The organism is Cyanobium sp. Candia 9D4, from assembly GCF_024346155.1.
GTDB classification, from domain to species: Bacteria; Cyanobacteriota; Cyanobacteriia; order PCC-6307; family Cyanobiaceae; genus Cyanobium; species Cyanobium minutissimum.
Genome location: NZ_JAGQCK010000006.1, coordinates 123,143 through 143,126, shown reverse-complemented (window position 1 = coordinate 143,126; position 19,984 = coordinate 123,143). Strand labels below are relative to the sequence as shown.

Genomic DNA, 19,984 nt, shown 5'->3' with positions numbered 1-19,984 from the left:
TCGTTCGTCACCGCCAGCCCCGCCAAGCTGTTACGAGGCGTGGTTGTTCTTCATGAAGCCGTTACATCGGGCCGCTTCGATGCAGGGATCGATGCATTGAATGTCTTCCACTTTCGTGGCGATTCGCCTCAGGAAACCCTCCCGGCGCCTGAGGCCGGCCGGGCCCTGCCGCTGCTGGCCCAGCTGCGCAGGGCCTCCAGCTGCTCCCGGGCCGTGCGCGAGAGGGGCACCACCTGGCTGGCCGCCGCGATCAGGTCGGCCTCCCCGAGCTCGCGGCCCTCGCCGAAGGCCAGGTGCATGGCTTCGATCACGGTCTGCTCCAGTTCGGCGCCGGAGAAATCGGCGGTGCGGTCCACCAGCACCTCCAGGGGGATGGCATGGCGGGGCCGCCGCCGCCGCAGCTGCAGGTCCAGGATCGCCCGGCGTTCCTCGGCATCGGGCAGCTCCAGCAGGAAGATCTCGTCGAAGCGGCCCTTGCGCAGCAGTTCCGCCGGCAGCCGCTCCACGGCGTTGGCGGTGGCCACCACGAACACGGCGCTGCTTTTCTCCGCCATCCAGGTGAGCAGGCTGGCCAGCACCCGCTGGCTGGTGCCGCCGTCGCTGCGGCCGTCGCCACCGCCGAAGCCCTTGTCGATCTCGTCGATCCAGAGCACACATGGGGCCATGGCCTCGGCCCGCTGGATCATCTCCCGGGTGCGCGCCTCGCTGGCCCCCACCAGGCCGGCGAACAGGCGGCCCACGTCAAGGCGCAGCAGGGGCATGGCCCAGCTGTGGGCGATCGCCTTGGCGGTGAGCGACTTGCCCGTGCCCTGGGGGCCGATCAGCAGCACCCCCCGGGGCAGCGGCAGGCCGTAGCGCTGGGCCTCCTCGCTGAAGGCGCGGTGGCGCTGCTCCAGCCAGTGCTTCAGGGTTTCCAGTCCGCCGATGTCGGCCGGGGTGGCTTCGGTGGGGCAGTACTCCAGCAGTTCGCTGCGGGCGATGGCCTGGCGCTTCTCCTCCAGCACCTCTGCCAGGTCCTCGATGCCCAGCTGCCCCCGCCGGGCCAGGGCCCGGGCCGCCAGCTGGCGCACCCGCTGCTCGCTCAGCCCGTGGCAGGCGGCGGTGAGCTGCTCGAGCACCCCAGGCTCCAGGGGCTGACCGCTGGCCTCGGCGATCGCCCGCAGCAGACGGCCGATCTCCCCGGCCTCGGGCAGGGGCAGCTCCAGCAGGGTGACGCTGTCCTCCAGCTCCCGCGGCAGCTGCCATTCCGGGGCGCTGATCACCAGGGTGTGGGGCACCTGGCGCAGGCCGGCGGCCAGGTTGCGCAGGCGCCGGCAGACGCCGGGGTCGTCGGCGTAGCGGTGGAAGTCCTTCAGCAGCAGGATCGCCCCCTGCTCGGCCGGCAGCCCGTCGAGGGCGCCGAGGGCCGCCATCGGCTGACGCACCGCCTGCCCCTCCAGGCCTGGGGAACCGCTCAGCCCGCCGATGAAGTCCCAGCGCAGCAGCGTGCGGCCCCCCAGGCGCTGGGCGGCCCGCTCCAGCAGGCCCTCCACCCGCTCCTCCTCCAGGCTGCGGATCCAGAGGATCGGCGTGCGGGAGCGGATCAGAAGATCCAGCTGATCGCCCAGGTCGTGGACCATGGCTCAGCGCAGGGAGCGGAGCGCCGCCCAGCGGGGGTCACCGTCCCCATCGCCGCTGGCATCGCCGCTGGCCAGCGGCGGGCCGGGGCAGTCGGGGCCGCAGCGGTTCACCAGGGGCAGCTGCAGGCTGAGCTGCTCGAACAGCCAGCGCTCCGGATCGAAGCGGCCGCCCGGATCGAGGCACTCCACCGGATCCTCGGCCGCGAACACCACCTCCTCCTCTTCGGGGCCGGCCACGGCGATCTCCAGCAGCTCCCGGGCCGTGGCGGCCAGGGCGTGGTTGTAGGTCTGCAGGCAGCGGTCGCAGCAGAGGGTGATGATCGTCTCGGCCGTGCCCTCCACCTCCAGCACCGTGCCGTGGTGCAGGGCCCGCACCCGGCCGCGCACCGGCGTGAGGCTGGCCAGGCCGGCGATGGCCTGGTCGACCGGCCAGGTGCGGCCCTCGCCCAGCAGCCGCAACTCCTGCAGGGGCAGCGGCTGCAGCCGGGTCATTTCTTGGTCTTGGGCTCGAAGGGCAGGCGACCGCCAGCGCTGCCGCCGCCGGCCGTGGCGGTGGCCGGCTGCTGGGCGAGCTGCTTGTCGAGGATGGCCTGCAGGTTGTCGGGCAGGGCCTCACGGGTGAGCAGGAAGGTCTGGACTCCCTGGAACACGTTGGCCACCACCATGTAGAGCAGCACCCCCGCCGGCAGCGGGAAGAACAGGAACATGGCCGTGATCATCACCGGCGTGATCTTGTTGGCGGTCGCCTGCTGGGGGTTGGCGGGCATGCCCATGCCCGAGAGCAGCTGGGAGGCGAACAGGGTGGCGCCGAAGGCCCCCACCAGGATGGCGATGTCCCAGTTGACGGCGCCATCGGTGTAGAAGCCGACCTGGCCCAGGGCCTTGATGAACAGGAAGCCGCTGCGGGCCGCCAGGCCAGGGATGCGGGCCTCCACGGTGGCGTCACCGGGGGCCAGGGCCGTGATCCGTCCCTGGTCGTCCACCTTCACCACGCTCTCGCCCTTGGTCACCACCCAGCTGGGGGTGAAGCTGTCGCCGTGCTCCACGGTGCTCAGCAGGGAGGCGAAGCTGGTGCCGTCCTTGCCGTGCAGCTCCACCTGGGTGCTGTCGCCGACGCCGAGCTTGGTGCCGCCCTCGAGGCTGGCGATCACCGGTACGTGCTCGGTTTCACTGATGAAGATCGAGTGGCTGGCGCTGTTGAAGGGCTTGGCCTCCACCGCGGCGATCTCCTCGGCGGGGAGCACCTTGAGGTTGATCGCGTAGGGGACGTCCGCGAAGGGGGACCCCCGCAGGGTGGCGAACAGGGCGAAGAGGATCGGCATCTGCACCAGCAGCGGCAGGCAACCCGAGAGGGGGCTGCCGAACTCCTTCATCAGACCGCCCAGCTCCTCCTGCTGCTTCTGGGGGTTGTTGGCGTACTTGGCTTTGATCTCCGCCTGGCGCTGCTGCATCACCGGCTGGGCGATGCGCATGCGCCGGGCGCTGCGGATCGAGCCGGCGCTCAACGGGAACAGGGCCAGGCGGATGACCACGGTGAGGGCCACGATCGCGAGCCCATAGCTCGGAACCAATCCGTAGAAGAAATCGAGGATCGGGAGCAGCAGGTTGTCGGAGATGTAGCCGATCACGGCAGGGGTGCGCTGGGGTGGTGGATCTCGGCTGCCAGTGTGCCCGACCGGGGCGACCGGCTGGGGGTCCGGTGGTCAGGCGCTTTCACGGGCCGGGGGGGCGAAGCCGGCGGCACCGGTGGCTCCGGAGGTGCGGGAGGCGGCCTTGCCGCGGCTCTCGCGCTGCTCCTCGATGAAGGCCTCGAGCTCCCGGAAGCGCGGCACCGCACGCATTTCGAGCTTGGCGCCGTCGTTGAGCACCACCACCATGTCGCCCCAGGCGCCGAAGCCCCGCGGCACCGAGCGCACCTCGCGGATCTGGCTGTAGACCACCTGGGTGCGGTCGCGGCCGAGCCAGCCGCCGCTGACGCTGATGCGCCGGCTGGTGATGCGGAAGCGCAGCCACAGGGCCCGGACGATGGCTCCCACGGCAAAGGGGATGCCGATCAGGGTGAGGCCGAACAGCAGGTTGACGATCAGGTCGCCCCTGGCGGGACCGCCCTCGTAGAAGACCGTCTCATTGATCTCGAGTTTGTTCTCCACCCTGTCCTCCGGGGTCATGCAGCAATCCTGCCTGGCGCAGCAGCTGGGCACATTCTCCCAGCAGCTGGTCCTCGCTGCGCTCGAGGCAGCCGGGCTTGAGGGTGATCAGCAGCCACAGGGGCTCGCTCGGGGCCGGGGGGTGGCGCCGCAGGTGGTCGTGGAAGAGGCGCCGCAGGCGGTTGCGGCGCACCGCCAGCTTGCTCACCTTGCTGCTGACCACGATGCCGCAGCGCCAGGGGCTGGCGGTGGGGGGCGTTCCGGGGGTCCCGGCGTGGGGCGTACCAGGGGGCAGCAGGGACGGGTCGGCCGCCAGGACCCGGAGCAGCAGCCCCGGTCCCTGGAAGCGACGCCCCTGACGGTACAGACGATCGAAGACCCGTCGGCCCTTCAGCCGGTGCTGCTGCGGCAGGGCCACGGACCTTCCCGGCCGGCCTCAGACCGCCAGGCGGGCGCGGCCGCGGCGACGGCGGGTGCGGATCACGCGACGGCCCGTGTGGGTGCGCATCCGCACCCGGAAGCCGGACACGCGCTTGCGCTTGCGGCTCGTTCCTTCAAGGGTGCGCTTCGTCATGCTGCTGCTTGCTCAGTGGGTCACCCTATCAGTTGGTGTTGTTGGGCACGATCTGGATCAGCCAGCTGCCCAGGTAGCCCGAGACCGGGATGTCGCCGGGGGCCTGGGCCAGGGCGTTGAACTGATACATGCCGGCGTTGAACGGGTTGAACACGTTCATGTAGACACCGATCGTGTCCTTGTCGGACACGGGGGTTTCCGGAAAGATCTCGATGGATCGCCCGTTCTCCGACACCTCGATCGTGGCGGGGATCGTTTCCAGGCAGCGGGTTCTCTTCAGCATCCCGCCCTCACTCATCCGGCACAGCTTCACCTGCTTCGGATCGATCTTGGTGTCGAAGTGGCTGGGAACACTGATGCTCAGCTTGAGGATGGCCGTCTTGCGATCCTTCGGCCGCAGCATCAGGTAGTACTCCGCCCGCTGCATGCGGACGGTGTCGGTGGTGAAGAAGTAGAGCTTGCGGTAGTCCTTGTTGTTCTCCCAGCGGAACTCCATCAGGCCGGGGGTGCCCTGGGCCAGGGAGGGGGTGGGGGCGAGCGGGGAGAGGAGGGTGGCGCCGGCGACCGCCAGCGCTCCGAGGCCGGCGGTGCCCAGACGGCCGATCAGGGCCAGGGGCTGGGACCGCTCGCGCGGGAAGGAAGGCATGGCTGGGAGGAACTTCATGCTGAAAGTCTCAACACGCCCGTGCGTCTGCCGTGCCTTCAGTGGTCGGCGGGGGAGCTGGCTGGGGCCGAAGGCGGGGCCGCCTCGGCCCGGTCAGGCCTCAGCCGTGCCGCCTCCCGCAGGTAGGGGTGGACCTCCTCCCGGCTGGCATCCAGCCAGGCGTGGGCCAGGAGCCGGATGCAGCGGGGCAGGTCCCCGGCCACCGCCATCTGCTGGCAATCCAGCAGGGCGACCCGCCCCCAGTCGGCCCGGCGCCGGGCGATGGCGGCCGGGAAGCAGGCGTCCAGATCGGCGGTGACGGAGAAGGTCACCGACAGCACCCGGTCCCCCGCCAGGTCGTTGCGCTGCAGCAGCTCCTCGATCAGCTCCGCTACGGCCTCCGCGATCGCTTCGCCGGTGTTGGCGCTGGCGGTGGTGGCTCCCCGCAGGGCCCTCAGCTCAAGACCAGGCTTCATGACGTCAGGGGCGATGGAGCCAGAGGGGCTGGCCGCTCCAGGCCAGTTCCAGGCTCAGGGACTGGGAGAGCTGCTGCATCAGTGTGCTGCCCGGCAGCAGCCCGAGCAGCTTCCGGGGCGGTTTGCCGAAGCTGACCGTCCGGGCCTTCTCCGGATCCAGCCCCGCCAGCTCCGCCGCCAGGCGGCGGGCGCTCCCCTCGTCCCCCAGGACATCCACCAGGCCGAGCTCCAGGGCCTGGGCGCCGCTGAACACCCGCCCGTCGGCGAAGGCGCGCACCACGTCCTGCTCCAGGCCCCGGCCTGCGGCCACCGCGGCCACGAACTGGCCGTAGCTGGCGTCGATCAGCTCCTGCAGCAACTGCCGTTCCCCCTCGGAGAGGGCGCGGTCGGGGGACAGGATGTCCTTGTAGAGGCCGCTCTTGACGGTTTCGAAGCGGATGCCGATCCGCTTCAGCAGCCGCGACAGATCATTGCCGCGCAGGATCACGCCGATGGAGCCGGTGATGGTGCCGGGATTGGCGACGATCTTCTCCGCCGCCACCCCCACATAGACGCCGCCGGAGGCGGAGATGTTGCCGAAGCTGGCCACCACGCGGCAGCCCTTCTCCCGCAGCCGCATCAGGGCCGCATGGATCTCCTGGCTGTCGCCGACGGTGCCGCCGGGACTGTCGATGCGCAGCAGCAGGGCGGGGCACTCCCGCTGCTGCACCTGCTCGATGGCCTTCAGCACCCGGACGCGGGTGCCCCCGGCGATCGGCCCCTCGATGGCGATGCGCGCCAGGGTTCGTCGGGACTTGCGGCACCAGGGCCAGGGCATTGTGGAGATGCGCGGTGGCTGGATCTTAAAAAGAAGGCCCGGACGGGCCTGTTCGCCGCCCTCCGCCCCTCCACCGCCGCCCCAGGACTCACGCCCCATGCCCCGGACCCTGCGCTGGGTGTTGATGCTCCTGCCCTTCGCCCTCTGGGGCACCGCGATGGCGGCGATGAAGCCGCTGCTGGGCGGGGCGTCGCCGGCGATGCTGGCCAGCCTGCGGCTGCTGCCGGCCGGGGTGGTGTTGCTGCTGGCGGCCCGCCTGCTGGGGCGTTCCTGGCGCGTTGATCCTGTGGATTGGCCCTGGCTGCTGCTGTTCGCCGCCGTCGACGGCAGCCTGTTCCAGGGGCTCCTGGCCCGGGGGCTGGGCCAGACCGGGGCGGGCCTGGGTTCGGTGCTGATCGACTCCCAGCCCCTGCTGGTGGCCCTGCTGGCCCGCACCCTGTTCGGCGAGGCGATCAACCCGGTGGGCTGGCTGGGCCTGCTGATCGGCCTGCTGGGCATCCTCTGCCTGGGCCTCCCCGGGGAGGTGCTGCGCCACTGGTGGCTGCAGGGGCCACCGGCCCTGCAGGGGCAGGCCTGGAGCCACGGCGAGGCCTGGATGCTGGGGGCGGCGGCGGCGATGGCGCTGGGCACCGTGCTCTGCCGCTACGCCACCCGGCGCAGCGATCCGGTCGCCATCACCGGCTGGCACATGCTCCTGGGCGGCGTGCCCCTGCTGCTGGTGGCCGGTGGGGAGGCGCTGCTCCGCCCGGAGACGGTGAGCTTCTGGCCCCACTGGAGCCCGCTGGAGTGGGGCCTGATGGCCTACGCGGCCCTGCTCGGCAGTGCCCTGGCCTATGGCCTCTTCTTCTGGTTCGCCAGCAGTGGCGACCTCACCGGCTTCACCGCCCTCACCTTCCTGACGCCGGTGTTCGCGGTGCTCTGCGGGGTGCTGCTGCTGGACGAGCGGCTGGGGCCGCTGCAGTGGCTGGGGGCGGCGCTGGCCCTGCTTTCGGTGCTGCTGATCAACCAGCGCGGCCGGATCTGGCAGGCGGGCGGGCGGACTGAGCCGGTGCCGCCATGAGCCGCACCGTCCTCTTCGTCCATCAGAACTTCCCCGGCCAGTACCGGCACCTGGCGCCGGCCCTGCAGGCCCGCGGCGACCGGGTGGTGGCCATCGGCGGCCCCACCAGCCAGCCCCTGCCTTCCATCCCCCTGCACCGCTACGACCCCCTGCCCCCCGGGGGGGTGCCGCCCTGCCATCCCTGGGCAGCCGATTTCCAGACCAAGATCCTGCGGGCCGAGGCGGTGGCCCGTTGCCTGGAGACGCTGCTGAAGGACGGCCTGCGGCCCGATCTGGTGATCGGCCATCCGGGCTGGGGGGAACTGCTGGTGGTGAAGGACCTGCTGCCGGCCGTGCCGGTCCTGCACCAGGTGGAGTTCATCTATCAGCTGGCGGGCGGCGATGTGGGATTCGACCCGGAGTTCGCCGACGCCGACTGGCGCCCCCGGGCCCGCCTGCGCCTGCGTCGGGCCCCCCAGCTGCTGGCCCTCCAGGACCTGGACTGGGGCCTGGCCCCCACCCCCTGGCAGGCCAGCACCGTGCCGGCGCCCTATCGCCAGCGGCTGAGCGTGATCCATGAGGGCATCGACACCGCCGCGATCGCCCCCCAGGGCCCCGCCCGCCTGCAGCTGCAGCGCGCCGGCCTGAGCTTCGCTCCCGGGGATGAAGTGGTGAGCTTCGTGGCCCGCAACCTGGAGCCCTACCGGGGCTTCCACACCTTCATGCGCATGCTGCCCCGGCTGCAGCGGCTCAGGCCCGGGGTCCAGGTGGTGATCGTGGGCGGCGATGGGGTGAGCTACGGCGCCCTCCCCCCCGGCGGCGGCAGCTGGAAGGAGGCGATGCTGCGGGAGCTGGGCGACGACCTCGACCGGCGCCGGGTCCATTTCGTCGGCCGCGTGCCCCACCCGGTGCTGCACGAGCTGTTCCGGGTCACGGCGTGCCACGTCTATCTGACCGTTCCCTTCGTGCTCAGCTGGAGCCTGCTGGAGGCGATGAGCTGCGGTGCCCTGGTGGTCGGCTCGGCCACGGCCCCGGTTCAGGACGTGATCGAGTATGGCCACAACGGTTTGCTGGTGGATTTCTTCGATCACCGGGCCCTGGCCGAGCGGCTGGCGGCGGTGCTGGCCGATCCGGCCGGCCACGCCGGGCTGCGCAGGCAGGCCCGGCGGACGGTGGTGGAACGGTTCGATCTCAGCCAGGTCTGCCTGCCCCGGCAGCTGGAGCTCGTGGATCGGCTGATGGCCGGAACGGCGACACAGGATGGAACGGCTGGGGAGCGATAGGTTCCCTCCGATTCGCCCAGCCGGTTTGCCCGCCCTGCCCCGCCGCCAGCGCCGCCGGTTGCTGCTGATCACCCTGGTCCTGGGCCTGGTCCTGTTCGCCTGGCAGCTGGGCAGCACCGGACTCGTGGATGAGACGCCGCCCCTGTTCGCGGCTTCGGCCCGGGCGATGGCGGAGACGGGCGACTGGCTGATCCCCCGGGTCAACGGCCTGCCCCGTTACGACAAGCCGCCGCTGGTCTACTGGCTGATGGGGCTCGTCTATGCCCTGCCCGGCCAGGAGCAGTGGAACCCCCTGGGCACCTGGGCCGCCCGTTTCCCCTCGGCCCTGGCCGCCATCGGCGTGATGCTGGCCCTGGCGGACACCCTGCTGCGCTGGCCCCAGCCCCCGTTCCGGGCCGCCCCCGCCCCGACCGGCGCCCCCGCCGACGCCTCCCCAACGGCGCCGGAGCGTCCGTGCCTGACGGCCCTCACCGCCGCCCTCGCCTTCGGCCTCTCGCCCCTGGCGCTCGCCTGGGGGCGCACGGCGGTGAGCGATTCCCTGTTCAGCGGCCTGGTGGCCCTGGCGCTGCTGCTCTGCTGGCAGGCCTATGCCGATCCCGGCCGGCGCTGGTGGCTGCCCTGGCCCGTGCTCGGGCTGGCCGTGCTCGCCAAGGGGCCGGTGGCGGTGGTGCTCCTGGGCCTCACCCTGCTGCTGTTCGGCTGGCTCCAGGCCGACGTCGCCGGGCTGTGGCGGCGGCTGCGGCCGCTGAGGGGCCTGGCGCTCACAGCTCTGGTGGCGGCTCCTTGGTATCTGCTGGCCCTGCACAGCGAGGGCCGGCCCTTCTGGGACAGCTTCTTCGGATACCACAACATCCAGCGGTTCACCGAAGTGGTGAACCGGCACCTGCAGCCGTGGTGGTTCTTCGTGCCGGTGATGCTGGTGGCGAGCCTGCCCGTCTCACCGCTGCTGCTGGTCGGCCTGGCCAGGGCGATCGGACCGCTGCGGCGCTCCTGGTGTCCCACCTGGCCCCAGCCCCCCGCCGCCTCCCTGGCCCGCTTCGCCGCCTGCTGGCTGCTGGCGGTGCTGCTGTTCTTCACCGCCGCCGCCACCAAGCTGCCGAGCTACTGGCTGCCCGCCACCCCCGCTGCGGCCCTGCTGATCGCCCTGGCGGCCCAGACGGGCTGGTCCGGTGCGGGCGGCCGCCCCTGGGAGCGCTGGGCCTGGGGCCTCTGTCTGCTGCTGGTGAGTGGCCTGGGTCTGGTGTTCCTGGCGGCGCCCCTCTGGCTGCCGCTGATCCAGGATCCGGAGATGCCCACGCTGGCCTCGGAGCTGCGGGACAGCCCGCTGGTGCCGGTGGTGGCCGCCTGCTGGTTGCTGGCCGCCCTGCTGGGCTGGATCACCCGGCGCCGCTGCCCGCCCCTGCGCCTGCTGGCCCTGCAGCTGCCCCTGGTGCTGTTCGTGCCTGCGGCCCTGCTGCCGCTGTGGAGCGTGGGTGATCGCCTGCGGGGTGAGCCCGTGCGCCGCATGGCGGCGGCCCTGCAGCGCGAGGGCCGTCCGGGGGAGCCGGTGGCGATGGTGGGCGTGCTCAAGCCCTCCCTGCACTACTACAGCCGGCGGGTGGTGATCTACGAGGGCATCGGCGTGGAGGGTCCGATCAACCTGGCGGACCGGCTGCGCCGGGAACGCCGGGTGGGCCAGCGGCCCAGCCGACCGGAGGAGCAGCCCACGGTGCTGGTGGTGATCGATCGGACCACCGCCGGTGCCCCCTTCTGGCGCCATCTCGGCGCCAGCGAACTGGAGCGCGCCGGGGTCTACCGGTTGTGGCGCCTTGATCGCCGCCGCCTGGAGGACTCCGTGGCCATGCTGCGCCGGAAGGGGTTCGCCCCCGATTGGCAGGACCCCCGGCCGGAGCGCTACTGAGCTGCGGTTACGGGGCCGCCGGCAGGTGGATGTGGAAGCGGCTCCCCACCCCGATCTCGCTGTCGACGTCGATGGAGCCCCCCATGGCCTCCACCAGCAGCTTCACCACCGACAGCCCAAGACCCGAGCCCCGTTCGTGCTCGATGGCGTTGCGGCCGCGGTGGAAGCGATCGAACACCTTGGGGATGTCCTCCGGGGGGATGCCGATGCCCTGATCCCGGACGGTGATGCACAGCTCGGCGTCGTTCCGCGTCAGTTCGAGGCTGATCGGCCGACCCGGCGCCGAGTACTTGTCGGCGTTCTCGATCAGGTTGAGCAGCACCTGCTGGAGGCGATCGGTCTCGGCCACCGCCCGGACCGGCCCCTCGGCGGCCTCCTCGGGAAGGGTGAGCAGCAGCGGGCGTGACAGCTGGCTGCGGGCGAGGTCGCAGGCGGTGGTCAGCACCTCGTCGACGGCCACCGGGGCCAGCACCATCTGCGGCTGGCCCGACTCACTGCGGGAGAGATCCAGCAGGTCATTGAGCATGCGGGTGATGCGGTGGGTCTCGGCCTCGGTGGTGGCGAGGGCGCGCATCTGCTCGGGGTCCAGATTCTGGCCGCGCCGCTGCAAGCGGCGCAGGTAGCCGCCGATGATCATCAGGGGGTTGCGCAGCTCATGGGAGACGAGCCCCACGAAGTGCCGCTGCTGGCTCCAGGCCAGGGCCAGCCGGTCGAGCAGGCCATTGAAGGACTGGGCGAGCTCCTCCACCTCCAGGGGCGCCTGCTCGAGCTTGAGGTGGCTGCTGGCCAGGCTTTCGCTGGTGACGCCGGCGGCCATGCGATGGAGATCCCGCAGCGGCTGGAGCAGGCGGCGGGTGAGCACGGAAATCGCCACCAGGGTGAGCACCAGGCTCAGGATCCACACCACCGCCAGCCCCAGCAGCATGCTGCGCAGGCTGGCCACGTTGTTGCTGATGTCTTCGGCGACCCAGAGCTGGCTGCCTCCGGAGGAACGGTGCAGGGTGTAGGTGAGAAAGCTGTTGCCCTCCGGATCCTTGACCAGGCGGCGGTCCGTGCCGATCAGCAGGGGCGCGAAGGACCGGACCGACCAGGCGCCGCTGTGGGCCGCCATCGCCTGGCCGACCACGCCGGGAAGGGCAAGCAGTTCGCCGGTCCCTTGCCCGGGCAGCAGCAGGGAGCCATCCTCGTGCTGCACCCAGAAGAAGCGCTCCCGGTCACTGCGGCGCTCCAGCTCCACGCGCAGCAGGTCGGCGTGGGCGACGGACGGATCGGCGACGAGCCGGTCGAGGGCGTCGGCCAGGGAGCCCGCCCCCAGCCGCTGACCATGGTGCTGGTGATGCAGCAGACAGTCCCGGTTGATCAGCAGGGTGAAGGCGGAGGCGGCACTGAACCCGAGGAAGACGGAGGTGAAGGCCGCCAGCCGGAGCTGGCCCAGCAGACTCCCGAACAGTCGGTGACGCCAGCCACGGGGAGGGGCCCCGGTCGGGGGGGCCATCGGTGGACGCGTCGTCACAGGTGGCGGTTCTCGCTCCCCCTGGGCAGGAGCCGTTCCAGCAGGTCGGGCAGCCTGTCGAGCAGTTCGTGCTTGAGCACGTAGTCGTCGGCTCCGGCCGCCTGGGCCTGGCGCCGCCGCTCGGGGTCGTTCAGGGAGGTGAAGATGACCACCGGCACGGTGCACCCCTGGCTGCGCAGGTCCCGCAGGCATTCGATGCCGTCACAGTCGGGCATCTGCACGTCGAGGAAGACAAGATCGATCCCCCCCTCGGCCAGCCGCGTCGCGAGGCCCTGGCCGTTGGTCAGCGCCACCACCTCGCAGCCGGAGTCCGCCAGCTCCTCCGCCACCATGGCCCGGATGTGGGGGTCATCGTCGACGATCGAGACGGTGGGCCGAGCGGTGAGGACCCCATCGGAACCACCCATGACCTGGGTGGCGATGGGGACGATCGCCTGCTGGACCGAGCGTCCCTGGAGGGGAAGGGGGGAGTTCATCGCACCTGGATCCTGGGCTCATCTTGACGCGGTCCGTGCCGATCGGCAGCGCCGGGGCGGGGCCGGAGCGACCGGTCAGACCGCCACCGGCTGCGGGCACAGCTCGCCGTAGAGCCGCTCCAGGGCGTCGATGTTGCCGGTGAGGGTGTAACGCTCCAGGGCCCTCTGGCGGGCCCGGCGCCCCAGCTCGGCCGTGAGCACGGGCTGGTCCCGCAGCACCGGCAGCAGGGTGCGCAGCTGGGTGGTGACGCCCTGGGTGCTGATTACGATCCCCGCTCCCCCCTCCAGCACCTCGCCATCGGCACCGGCATCGGTGGCCACGCAGGCGGTGCCGCAGGCCATGGCCTCCAGCAGGGCCAGGGAGAGCCCCTCCACCAGGGACGGCAGCAGGAACACCTCGGCGAGCTGCAGCAGCGCCACCCGGCGGGCGCGGCTGGCCTCGTAGCCCCACCAGATCACATCGGCTTCGCTGCCGCTCTGCAGGGACGAGCGCAGCGGCCCGTCCCCCACGATCACCAGCACGCAGCCCTGCGGGCGCACCAGCCGCCAGGCCTTCAGCAGGGCCTCGACGTTCTTCTCGGTGGCCACCCGCCCCATGTAGAGGAAGACGCGGCGGCCGCCCACCTGGAGCCGCAGCTGGGCCAGATCGGGTTCGCGGCCCGGGGCGGCCGGGGCCCAGGTGTCGGTGTCGACCCCGTTGGGGATCACCGCCAGCCGTTCCCGCCGCACCCCCAGGCGCACGAGCACCTCCGCCTGCAGCTCGGAGAACACGATCACCCGGTCGAACTTCGCCAGGGAGGGGGCGTAGAGCTGGTAGGTGAGCTGCTGGGTGCCGGCGGTGAGGTTGCGCAGCCCGGCGTCGAAGGGGGGATGGAAGGTGGCGACTAGGGGCAGACCCAGCTGCTGGCAGAGGTCGGGCAGGCGGAAGTCGAGGGGGGAGAGGGTGAGGCTGGCGTGCACCAGATCGGGCCGCAGCCGCTCCAGGGACTCCCGCAGCTCCCGCTGGGCCCCGGGGGAGGGGATCGTGTACACCTGCGACTTCACCAGGTAGGGCAGGGCCACCTCGGGGTTGGCCTCGGGCCCCCCCGGCGGATCCAGCTCGCCGCCCCCTGCCTCCGGCCGCCCCAGGGAAGGGGTGGGCGTGTCGAAGTGGATGAAGCTCACCGCGTGGCCGCGCTGCCGCAGGGCTTCAGTGGTGCTAAGGCCGTAGGTGACGTTGCCGCAGAACGGAGATTTCTTGCCCAGCCAGGCAATGTGCATCACCTGTATGGCCCCACGCAACAGCGGAATGTAGCAGCGTTGGGCGGGCGCTCAGCTGCGGCGCCAGGGCCGCTCACTCAGGGCGGCGACCGCGGCGATGGCCGCCAGGCCCCAGAGCACCGGCAGCAGTCCATAGCGGCTTACCACGGTGCCCGCCAGCACCAGGGGCAGGCTGAGGGCGATGTTGATCAGGTTGTTCTGGAGCCCGAACACCCGGCCGCGCTGGCTCTCCGGGGTGTCCTCCTGGATGGTCGTCTGGGCGGGGATCGCCAGCAGGGCGGCGCCCACCCCCAGCAGGCCGCAGAGCAGCAGGGTGAACACCAGGTTGCCGCGCAGCTGCCCCAGCAGCACCAGGCACCAGGCGATGGTCCCGAGCCCGGCACTGGCCAGCCCGCGGCGGCTGAAGCGTTCGCCCAGCTGGGCCATGGCCAGGGCTCCCACCGCCAGTCCCAGCCCGCTCATCGCCAGCAGCACACCGAAGCGGGTGGGACCGAGCCCGCCGATCGCGGCCGCCAGGCTGATCGCCAGCACGTACAGGGCCGCCAGCAGGCTATAGAGCAGCACCAGCTGGATCATGGCGCTGCGCACATTAGGCCGCTCCCGCAGCACCTGCACCCCCTCGCCGATCTCCTCCCAGACGGAGATGGAGCGCGGCACCCGCGGCGGTTCGGGAATCTCGATCCCGGCGATGGCCACGGCCGCGGCGCCGTAGCAGAGCGGCAGCAGCACGAACTCCCCCCCCGGAATCCCCACCTGGGCCAGCAGGGTGCGCAGCAGGCGCAGGATCGGGTCGCCGAGGGCGAACCCGACGATCGTGGCCGCCATGCTGGTGGCCTGGTACACGGAGTTGGCCGCCAGCAGCTGGGGGGTGCTTACCAGCAGGGGAATGGCCGCCTGCTCCGCCGGGGCGAAAAACTGGGTGAGCACCGACTCAAAGAACGTCATGGCCACCAGGGCCCAGTAGCCCCAGCTCAGCCCCAGCCACATCGGCCCCGGCAGCAGGCACAGGGGGGCCAGCATCACCAGGGCGGCCCGCAGGCCGTTGGAGGCCACCATCACGGTGCGCTTCGGCCAGCGGTCGGCCCACACCCCCGCCACCGTCCCCAGCAGCATCGCCGGCACGGTGTTGGCCACATAGATGCCGGTGGCCAGCAGGGTGATCATCTGGGCCCGGGTCTCGAAGCCCATCCGGAAGGCGGCGGCCGCCTCGGCCAGGGCCGCGTTGTTCTGCGGCGTGTCCGTCACCCAGTACTGGGCGATCAGGAACACCATCAGCACGATGTAGAACTTGTCCGCCAGCTGGGAGAACACCTGGCCGATCCAGAGGCGCCGGAACCCCGGCAGGGCCAGGACGGCGGCCAGCCCCCTCTCGGTCTTGCCGCTCGGGCTCATGCTGGCTCGGACGGATGGGAGGGCATCGGGTCGCAGGCGGTCCGCAGCAGTCTGAAGGCTCGCGGTCGCTGACCGAGATGCTCGCCGCACCAGGCCTCCACCAGGTCGAGCAGGTGCAGCCACACCGCCTCCGGTCCCATCAGCCGGCCGTCCCGGCTTCGGGGTGGGGCGGGACGCGTCAGCCGCTGCAGCAGGGCCAGCTCGGAAGGGTTGAGCATCACCCGGGCGCCCGGGATCGCCCCGATCGCCAGTCCCTCGCTGGGCAGCAGGCTGCAGCGCCATGACCAGTCGCCGATCGGCGGCACGAGGGGCGCCCCGCTGCGGACGCAGTGCTGCAGGGGCAGGGCGAAGCCCCCCAGGGCCAGCAGGTGGATGCTTCCCTGCACCGCCACCGCCAGGGCTTCCACCCGCCCGGCCCGCTCCGTCACCACGGCCTCCAGGCGCCCGAGCTGGAGCAGCAGGTCGGCGAGCACCCCCGGGGCGGGCGTCTCACCGGGCACCAGCTTCAGGCAGAGCTCGGCCAGCGCCTGGGCGGCGGCCAGGGTCTCCAGGCGCTGGGCCAGGCCGCTGTAGTTGCGCAGCACCCGCAGCTGGCGCACCCGCCGCAGGCCGCCGCGACCCCCCACCTGCAGCATCAGATGGGCCAGGGGCACCGCCGCCGCCAGGCTGCTCTTCGGCCGGCGCGCCCCCGGCACCGCCAGCCGTGTCAGCCCCTCGGCCTCGCTCAACAGGGTGAGCAGCCGGTCGTGTTCCCCCAGGGGGCGGCAGGTGAGGGCCAGACCCTCCAGGTGCTGTTCAGGCACCGGCGCGCAGCGCCTGCATCAGGGCCACGCCCCGGCTCGTGCCCAGCCGGCCGGCACCGGCCGCCACCAGGGCCAGCGCCTGGTCGAGATCAGCGATGCCACCGGCGGCCTTCACCGCCGCCCGGCCCCGGGCCAGGGCCACCAGCCGGCCCACCTGCTCGGGGGTCACCGGCGGGCCGAAGCCGCTGCCGCTCTTGAGGTGGCGCACCCCGGCATCGATGCTGATCTCCACCAGCAGCTCCAGGGCCTCCGGGTCGAGGCGGCCCATCTCCAGGATCACCTTGACCGGCAGGCCCAGGTCGGTGATGGCCGCCAGATCGTCGAGCACGGCGGTGCCGTCGCCATCGGCCAGGGCGCCGAAATCGGGGACAACGTCGAGTTCGTCGGCCCCGGCGGCGGCGGCCCACTCCGCCTCGGCCCGCTTGATCGCCGCGGGGATGGCCCCGAAGGGGAACCCCACCACGGCGACCAGCTTCACCGTTCCGTCGACCGGCAGCCGCTCGCGGGCCACGGGCAGCCAGCGGGAGGCCAGACACACCCCGGCGAAGCCGAAGTGGCGGGCCTCATCGCAGCAGCGCAGGATGGCCTCCCGGCCCCGGTGGGGATCCAGCAGGGCGTGGTCGATCAGGGGGGCGAGGTCGGGCCGGTCGGTCTCCCGCTCAGGTGTCACGGGCCTGGATGACGCCGAATCCGCCATGGTTGCGGCGGTAGACCACCTGGATCTGGCCCGTGCCCGCGTCGCGGAACATGTAGAAGTCGTGGTCGATCAGATCCAGCTGATGCAGGGCCTCCTCCAGGTCCATCGCCGGCATGGCGAAGTACTTGCGGCGCACGCCGCGATGGGGGACGGCGGGCTCGAGGCCATCGGTGAGGGAGCCCCCGGGGTTGGGCAGGGTGGCGGCTCCGGCTTCCTCGGCGGCGGCGGAACGGTGCACCGGACCCTGGCTGCGCTCCTGCAGCCGGTCCTTGTAGCGGGTCAGCTGCCGGCTCAGCTTGGTGGCCACCATGTCGATGCTGGCGTAGAGGTTCTCGCTGCGTTCCTGGGCCCGGATCACCACCCCGTTGGCGAAGACCGTGACTTCCGCCGTCTGCTGCGGCACACGGGGATTGCGGGCCACCGACAGATGCACGTCGGCTTCCTTGACGATGCCATCGAAATGGCTGATGGCGCGATTGAGCTTGGTTTCGGTGTACTCCCTGATCGCCGGTGTGACGTCGAGATTGCGGCCGTGGATCAGCAGTTTCATTCGGGTGCCTGCCTCCAGAGGAATTCTGGCTCTGGGACAACCTCAAGCTAGGAACGCCGCTGCATGGCCCCCAACACTCCCGCAATTCTTTTTGAAGCCCGCTCCCCGGTGCCCTTCCCCCTGGCCTGGGAGTGGCAGCGCCGCCTGCAGCGGCGCCGGCTCGACGATCCCGCCGCGCCCGACGCCCTGCTGCTGCTGCAGCACACCCCCTGCTACACCCTGGGCCGGGGGGCCAGCCTGGAGCACCTCGGCTTCGATCCGGCCCACCCGCCCCTGCCGCTGTACCGCATCGACCGCGGTGGCGAGGTGACCCACCACCTGCCCGGCCAGTTGGTGCTCTACCCGGTGCTCGACCTGCAGTGCCATGGCGGCGACCTGCACCTCTATCTGCGGGCCCTGGAGGACGTGGTGCTGGCCGTGCTGCAGGAGCTGGGGCTGGAGGGGGAGCGCCTCGAAGGCCTCACCGGGGTCTGGCTCGAGGGCCGCAAGCTGGCGGCGATCGGTGTCGGCGCCCGGCGCTGGATCAGCCAGCACGGTCTGGCCCTGAACGTCGACTGCCCCCTGGAGGGCTTCGGGGCGATCGTGCCCTGCGGGCTCGCCGGCCGACCGGTGGGACGGCTGGTGGACTGGCGGCCCGCCCTCACCTCCGACCAGGTGGCGCCGCTGCTGCTGGCGGCCTTCGCCCGCCGCTTCGGCGTGGCCCTGCGGCCGCCGGGGCCACAGGAGGGACTGGCTGGCCTGGGGGAGGGGGGAGACGGGTCGGGACTGGGAGAATCCTGACCTCCCGTTTTGCGTGCCGGCCGCCCATGAACGCCAGAGCCGAGATCCACTGGGGCGGCAGCGCCCGGGACCGCCGTGCCCTCGCCGCCCGCCGCGACTGGAGCCAGCTCGAGGGACTGGAGGGTCTCTGGCCGGAACTGGAGCGCTTGTACGGCCCCCGGGTGGCGCTGGAGGCCCCCCACAGCTGCCATCCGGAGACGCTGCGCTACGGCGAACTGCGCCAGGCCATCGACCGGGCGGCGGCGGCCTTCGCCGATCTGGGGGTGGGGGCCGGCGACGTGGTGGCCCTGTTCGCGGAGAACGGTCCCCGCTGGCTGGTGGCCGACCAGGGGCTGATGCGGGCCGGGGCGGCCGATGCGGTGCGCGGCAGCGCGGCCCCGGCCGAAGAGCTGCGCTACATCCTTGAAGACGCCGGCGCGGTGGGGGCGGTGCTGGAGTCGGCCGCCCTGCTGGAACGGCTGGCCCTCGACGGGCCGGCCCTGCGGCGGCTGCGCTTCGTCGTGCTGCTGGAGGGGGAGGCCCCGGCCGTGCCCCTGCCGCTGCCCTGCCTCACCTGGGACGCGCTGCTGCAGCGCGGCGCCGCCAGCCCCCTGCCGCCCGTCCCCACGGGCGGGCCCGGGCGCCTGGCCACGCTCCTGTACACCTCCGGCACCACGGGCCAGCCCAAGGGGGTGCCCCTCAGCCACGCGAACGTCCTGCACCAGCTGGGCACCCTGGGGGTGGCGGTGGCACCCAGCCCTGGCGACCACGTGCTGTCGGTGCTGCCGATCTGGCATGCCTACGAGCGCACCGCCGAGTACTTCCTGCTCAGCTGTGGCTGCCGCCAGACCTACACCACCCTCAAGCAGCTGCGCTCCGACCTGCAGAAGGTCCGGCCCCAGTACCTGATCAGCGTGCCGCGGCTGTGGGAGGCCCTGCTCTCCGGCTTCGAGGACGCCCTGGCCGCCATGCCCGCCTCCCGCCAGCGCCTGCTGCGCCGCGCCCTCGCCGTCAGCCGGGCCTTCCACCGGCGGCGGCGGACGGCCCTGGATCTCACCCTGAAGCCGGTCGGGGCCGCCGACCGGCTTGTGGCCGCCGCCGGCGCCCTGCTGCTCTGGCCGCTGCACGGGACGGCCAGCGCCCTGCTCTGGCCGAAGGTGCGCGGCCAGCTGGTGGGGGGGCGGCTGCGCACCGCCATCAGCGGCGGCGGGGCCCTGGCCATCCATGTGGATGGGTTCTTCGAAGCCGTCGGCATCGAGCTGCTGGTGGGCTACGGCCTCACCGAGACCAGCCCGGTGCTCGCCTGCCGGCGGCCCTGGAGCAACCGCCGCGGCAGCGCCGGCCAGCCCCTTCCGGACACCGCCCTGAAGGTGGTGGATCCCGCCACCAGGGCTCCGCTGCCGGTGGGGGAGCGGGGGCTGGTGCTGGCCAGGGGGCCCCAGGTGATGGGGGGGTACCACAACAAGCCCGAGGCCACGGCGAAGGTGCTGGATGGCGAGGGCTGGTTCGACACCGGTGACCTGGGCCTGCTGCTGGCCGACGGCACCCTGGTGCTGACCGGCCGGGCCAAGGACACGATTGTGCTCAGCAGTGGCGAGAACATCGAGCCCGGCCCCCTGGAGGAGGCCCTGGTGGCCTCGCCGCTGGTGGAGCAGGTGATGCTGGTGGGCCAGGACCGCAAGCAGCTCGGGGCCCTGGTGGTGCCGAAAGCGGAGGCGCTGCAGGCGTTCGCGGCCGAGGCGAAGCTTCCCTGTCCCGGCCCGGAGGAGGCCCCCGCCGCCGCCGATCCGGCCCTGCTGCGGGCGCTCTGCCGCGAGTGCAACCGCCTGCTGGCGGCACGGCCGGGCTCCCGGGCCGACGAGCGGCTGGGCGGCGTCGCCCTGGTGGAGCCCTTCAGCATCGACAACGGCCTGCTGACCCAGACCCTCAAGCAGCGCCGCGATCGGATCGCCGACCGGGACCGCGCCGCCATCGCCGCCCTCTATGGCGAGAGAGGATCCCACGGTTGACCGGACCCCCCGTCGCCTGACAGCCTG

Annotated in this window: 21 protein-coding genes; 5 read left to right on the top strand and 16 right to left on the bottom strand. The window is 72.2% G+C overall.

The window, feature by feature from the left end; all coding sequences use genetic code 11:
* Window positions 1-128: 128 nt before the first annotated feature.
* The 9 genes from KBZ08_RS12815 to sppA all read right to left on the bottom strand — a co-directional run bounded on the left by KBZ08_RS12815 (window position 129) and on the right by sppA (window position 6,276).
* Window positions 129-1,619, bottom strand: coding sequence for an AAA family ATPase (locus KBZ08_RS12815; protein ID WP_254973429.1), 1,491 nt, complete (start codon window positions 1,617-1,619; stop codon window positions 129-131).
* Between the two features lie 3 nt (window positions 1,620-1,622).
* Window positions 1,623-2,111 carry a DUF177 domain-containing protein gene (locus KBZ08_RS12810; RefSeq protein WP_254973428.1) on the bottom strand — a complete coding sequence of 163 codons (489 nt, stop codon included), beginning with the start codon at window positions 2,109-2,111 and terminating at the stop codon, window positions 1,623-1,625.
* On the bottom strand, window positions 2,108-3,247 hold the full coding sequence (gene yidC / locus KBZ08_RS12805) for a membrane protein insertase YidC (RefSeq protein WP_254973426.1): 1,140 nt from the start codon (window positions 3,245-3,247) through the stop codon (window positions 2,108-2,110). Before yidC ends, KBZ08_RS12810 begins: the two co-directional genes overlap by 4 nt.
* Before the next feature lie 75 nt (window positions 3,248-3,322).
* Window positions 3,323-3,787: a PH domain-containing protein gene (locus tag KBZ08_RS12800; protein WP_254948266.1), complete on the bottom strand. Its 465-nt coding sequence runs from the start codon at window positions 3,785-3,787 to the stop codon at window positions 3,323-3,325.
* Entirely contained in the window at window positions 3,744-4,184 is a 441-nt protein-coding gene (gene rnpA, locus KBZ08_RS12795) for a ribonuclease P protein component (RefSeq protein ID WP_254973423.1), read from the bottom strand. Before rnpA ends, KBZ08_RS12800 begins: the two co-directional genes overlap by 44 nt.
* 18 nt (window positions 4,185-4,202) lie before the next feature.
* The gene (rpmH, locus tag KBZ08_RS12790; protein ID WP_015108935.1) at window positions 4,203-4,340 is read right to left on the bottom strand and encodes a 50S ribosomal protein L34; all 138 of its coding nucleotides are present in this window, start codon (window positions 4,338-4,340) and stop codon (window positions 4,203-4,205) included.
* A gap of 28 nt (window positions 4,341-4,368) precedes the next feature.
* On the bottom strand, window positions 4,369-4,986 hold the full coding sequence (locus KBZ08_RS12785) for a DUF2808 domain-containing protein (protein WP_254948264.1): 618 nt from the start codon (window positions 4,984-4,986) through the stop codon (window positions 4,369-4,371).
* Between the two features lie 56 nt (window positions 4,987-5,042).
* Window positions 5,043-5,459: a chorismate mutase gene (aroH, locus tag KBZ08_RS12780; protein ID WP_254948263.1), complete on the bottom strand. Its 417-nt coding sequence runs from the start codon at window positions 5,457-5,459 to the stop codon at window positions 5,043-5,045.
* A gap of 4 nt (window positions 5,460-5,463) precedes the next feature.
* Complete coding sequence (gene sppA / locus KBZ08_RS12775) at window positions 5,464-6,276, bottom strand: signal peptide peptidase SppA (protein ID WP_254973421.1); 813 nt, start codon at window positions 6,274-6,276, stop codon at window positions 5,464-5,466.
* A gap of 97 nt (window positions 6,277-6,373) precedes the next feature.
* Here sppA and KBZ08_RS12770 point away from each other — a divergent pair, with 97 nt between their 5' ends.
* The 3 genes from KBZ08_RS12770 to KBZ08_RS12760 are packed head-to-tail and all read left to right on the top strand — an operon-like array spanning window position 6,374 to window position 10,498.
* The gene (locus KBZ08_RS12770; protein ID WP_254973420.1) at window positions 6,374-7,336 is read left to right on the top strand and encodes a DMT family transporter; all 963 of its coding nucleotides are present in this window, start codon (window positions 6,374-6,376) and stop codon (window positions 7,334-7,336) included.
* A complete protein-coding gene (locus KBZ08_RS12765) occupies window positions 7,333-8,598 on the top strand; it encodes a glycosyltransferase (RefSeq protein WP_254973418.1) in 1,266 nt (421 codons plus the stop codon). Before KBZ08_RS12770 ends, KBZ08_RS12765 begins: the two co-directional genes overlap by 4 nt.
* Window positions 8,599-8,623: 25 nt before the next feature.
* Complete coding sequence (locus KBZ08_RS12760) at window positions 8,624-10,498, top strand: glycosyltransferase family 39 protein (protein WP_254973416.1); 1,875 nt, start codon at window positions 8,624-8,626, stop codon at window positions 10,496-10,498.
* 7 nt (window positions 10,499-10,505) lie between these two features.
* Here KBZ08_RS12760 and KBZ08_RS12755 read toward each other — a convergent pair whose 3' ends face one another.
* From KBZ08_RS12755 to hpf, 7 genes are all read right to left on the bottom strand, one after another.
* A complete protein-coding gene (locus KBZ08_RS12755; protein ID WP_254973414.1) occupies window positions 10,506-11,993 on the bottom strand; it encodes a cell wall metabolism sensor histidine kinase WalK in 1,488 nt (495 codons plus the stop codon).
* Window positions 11,994-12,007: 14 nt separating this feature from the next.
* Complete coding sequence (locus tag KBZ08_RS12750; RefSeq protein WP_254973412.1) at window positions 12,008-12,487, bottom strand: response regulator transcription factor; 480 nt, start codon at window positions 12,485-12,487, stop codon at window positions 12,008-12,010.
* Between the two features lie 75 nt (window positions 12,488-12,562).
* Window positions 12,563-13,750: a glycosyltransferase family 4 protein gene (locus tag KBZ08_RS12745; RefSeq protein ID WP_106220624.1), complete on the bottom strand. Its 1,188-nt coding sequence runs from the start codon at window positions 13,748-13,750 to the stop codon at window positions 12,563-12,565.
* Between the two features lie 48 nt (window positions 13,751-13,798).
* Complete coding sequence (locus KBZ08_RS12740; RefSeq protein ID WP_106220625.1) at window positions 13,799-15,139, bottom strand: MFS transporter; 1,341 nt, start codon at window positions 15,137-15,139, stop codon at window positions 13,799-13,801.
* A complete protein-coding gene (recO, locus tag KBZ08_RS12735; protein ID WP_254973410.1) occupies window positions 15,136-15,942 on the bottom strand; it encodes a DNA repair protein RecO in 807 nt (268 codons plus the stop codon). The genes KBZ08_RS12740 and recO overlap by 4 nt, the downstream gene beginning before the upstream one ends.
* The gene (gene deoC, locus KBZ08_RS12730; RefSeq protein WP_106220627.1) at window positions 15,935-16,639 is read right to left on the bottom strand and encodes a deoxyribose-phosphate aldolase; all 705 of its coding nucleotides are present in this window, start codon (window positions 16,637-16,639) and stop codon (window positions 15,935-15,937) included. Before deoC ends, recO begins: the two co-directional genes overlap by 8 nt.
* Window positions 16,602-17,189 carry a ribosome hibernation-promoting factor, HPF/YfiA family gene (gene hpf, locus KBZ08_RS12725; protein WP_106220628.1) on the bottom strand — a complete coding sequence of 196 codons (588 nt, stop codon included), beginning with the start codon at window positions 17,187-17,189 and terminating at the stop codon, window positions 16,602-16,604. The genes deoC and hpf overlap by 38 nt, the downstream gene beginning before the upstream one ends.
* Window positions 17,190-17,252: 63 nt before the next feature.
* Between hpf and lipB the strand changes: the two genes are divergently transcribed.
* A complete protein-coding gene (gene lipB, locus KBZ08_RS12720; protein ID WP_254973407.1) occupies window positions 17,253-17,969 on the top strand; it encodes a lipoyl(octanoyl) transferase LipB in 717 nt (238 codons plus the stop codon).
* Between the two features lie 26 nt (window positions 17,970-17,995).
* A complete protein-coding gene (locus tag KBZ08_RS12715) occupies window positions 17,996-19,957 on the top strand; it encodes an AMP-binding protein (protein ID WP_254973405.1) in 1,962 nt (653 codons plus the stop codon).
* Window positions 19,958-19,984: the final 27 nt, after the last annotated feature.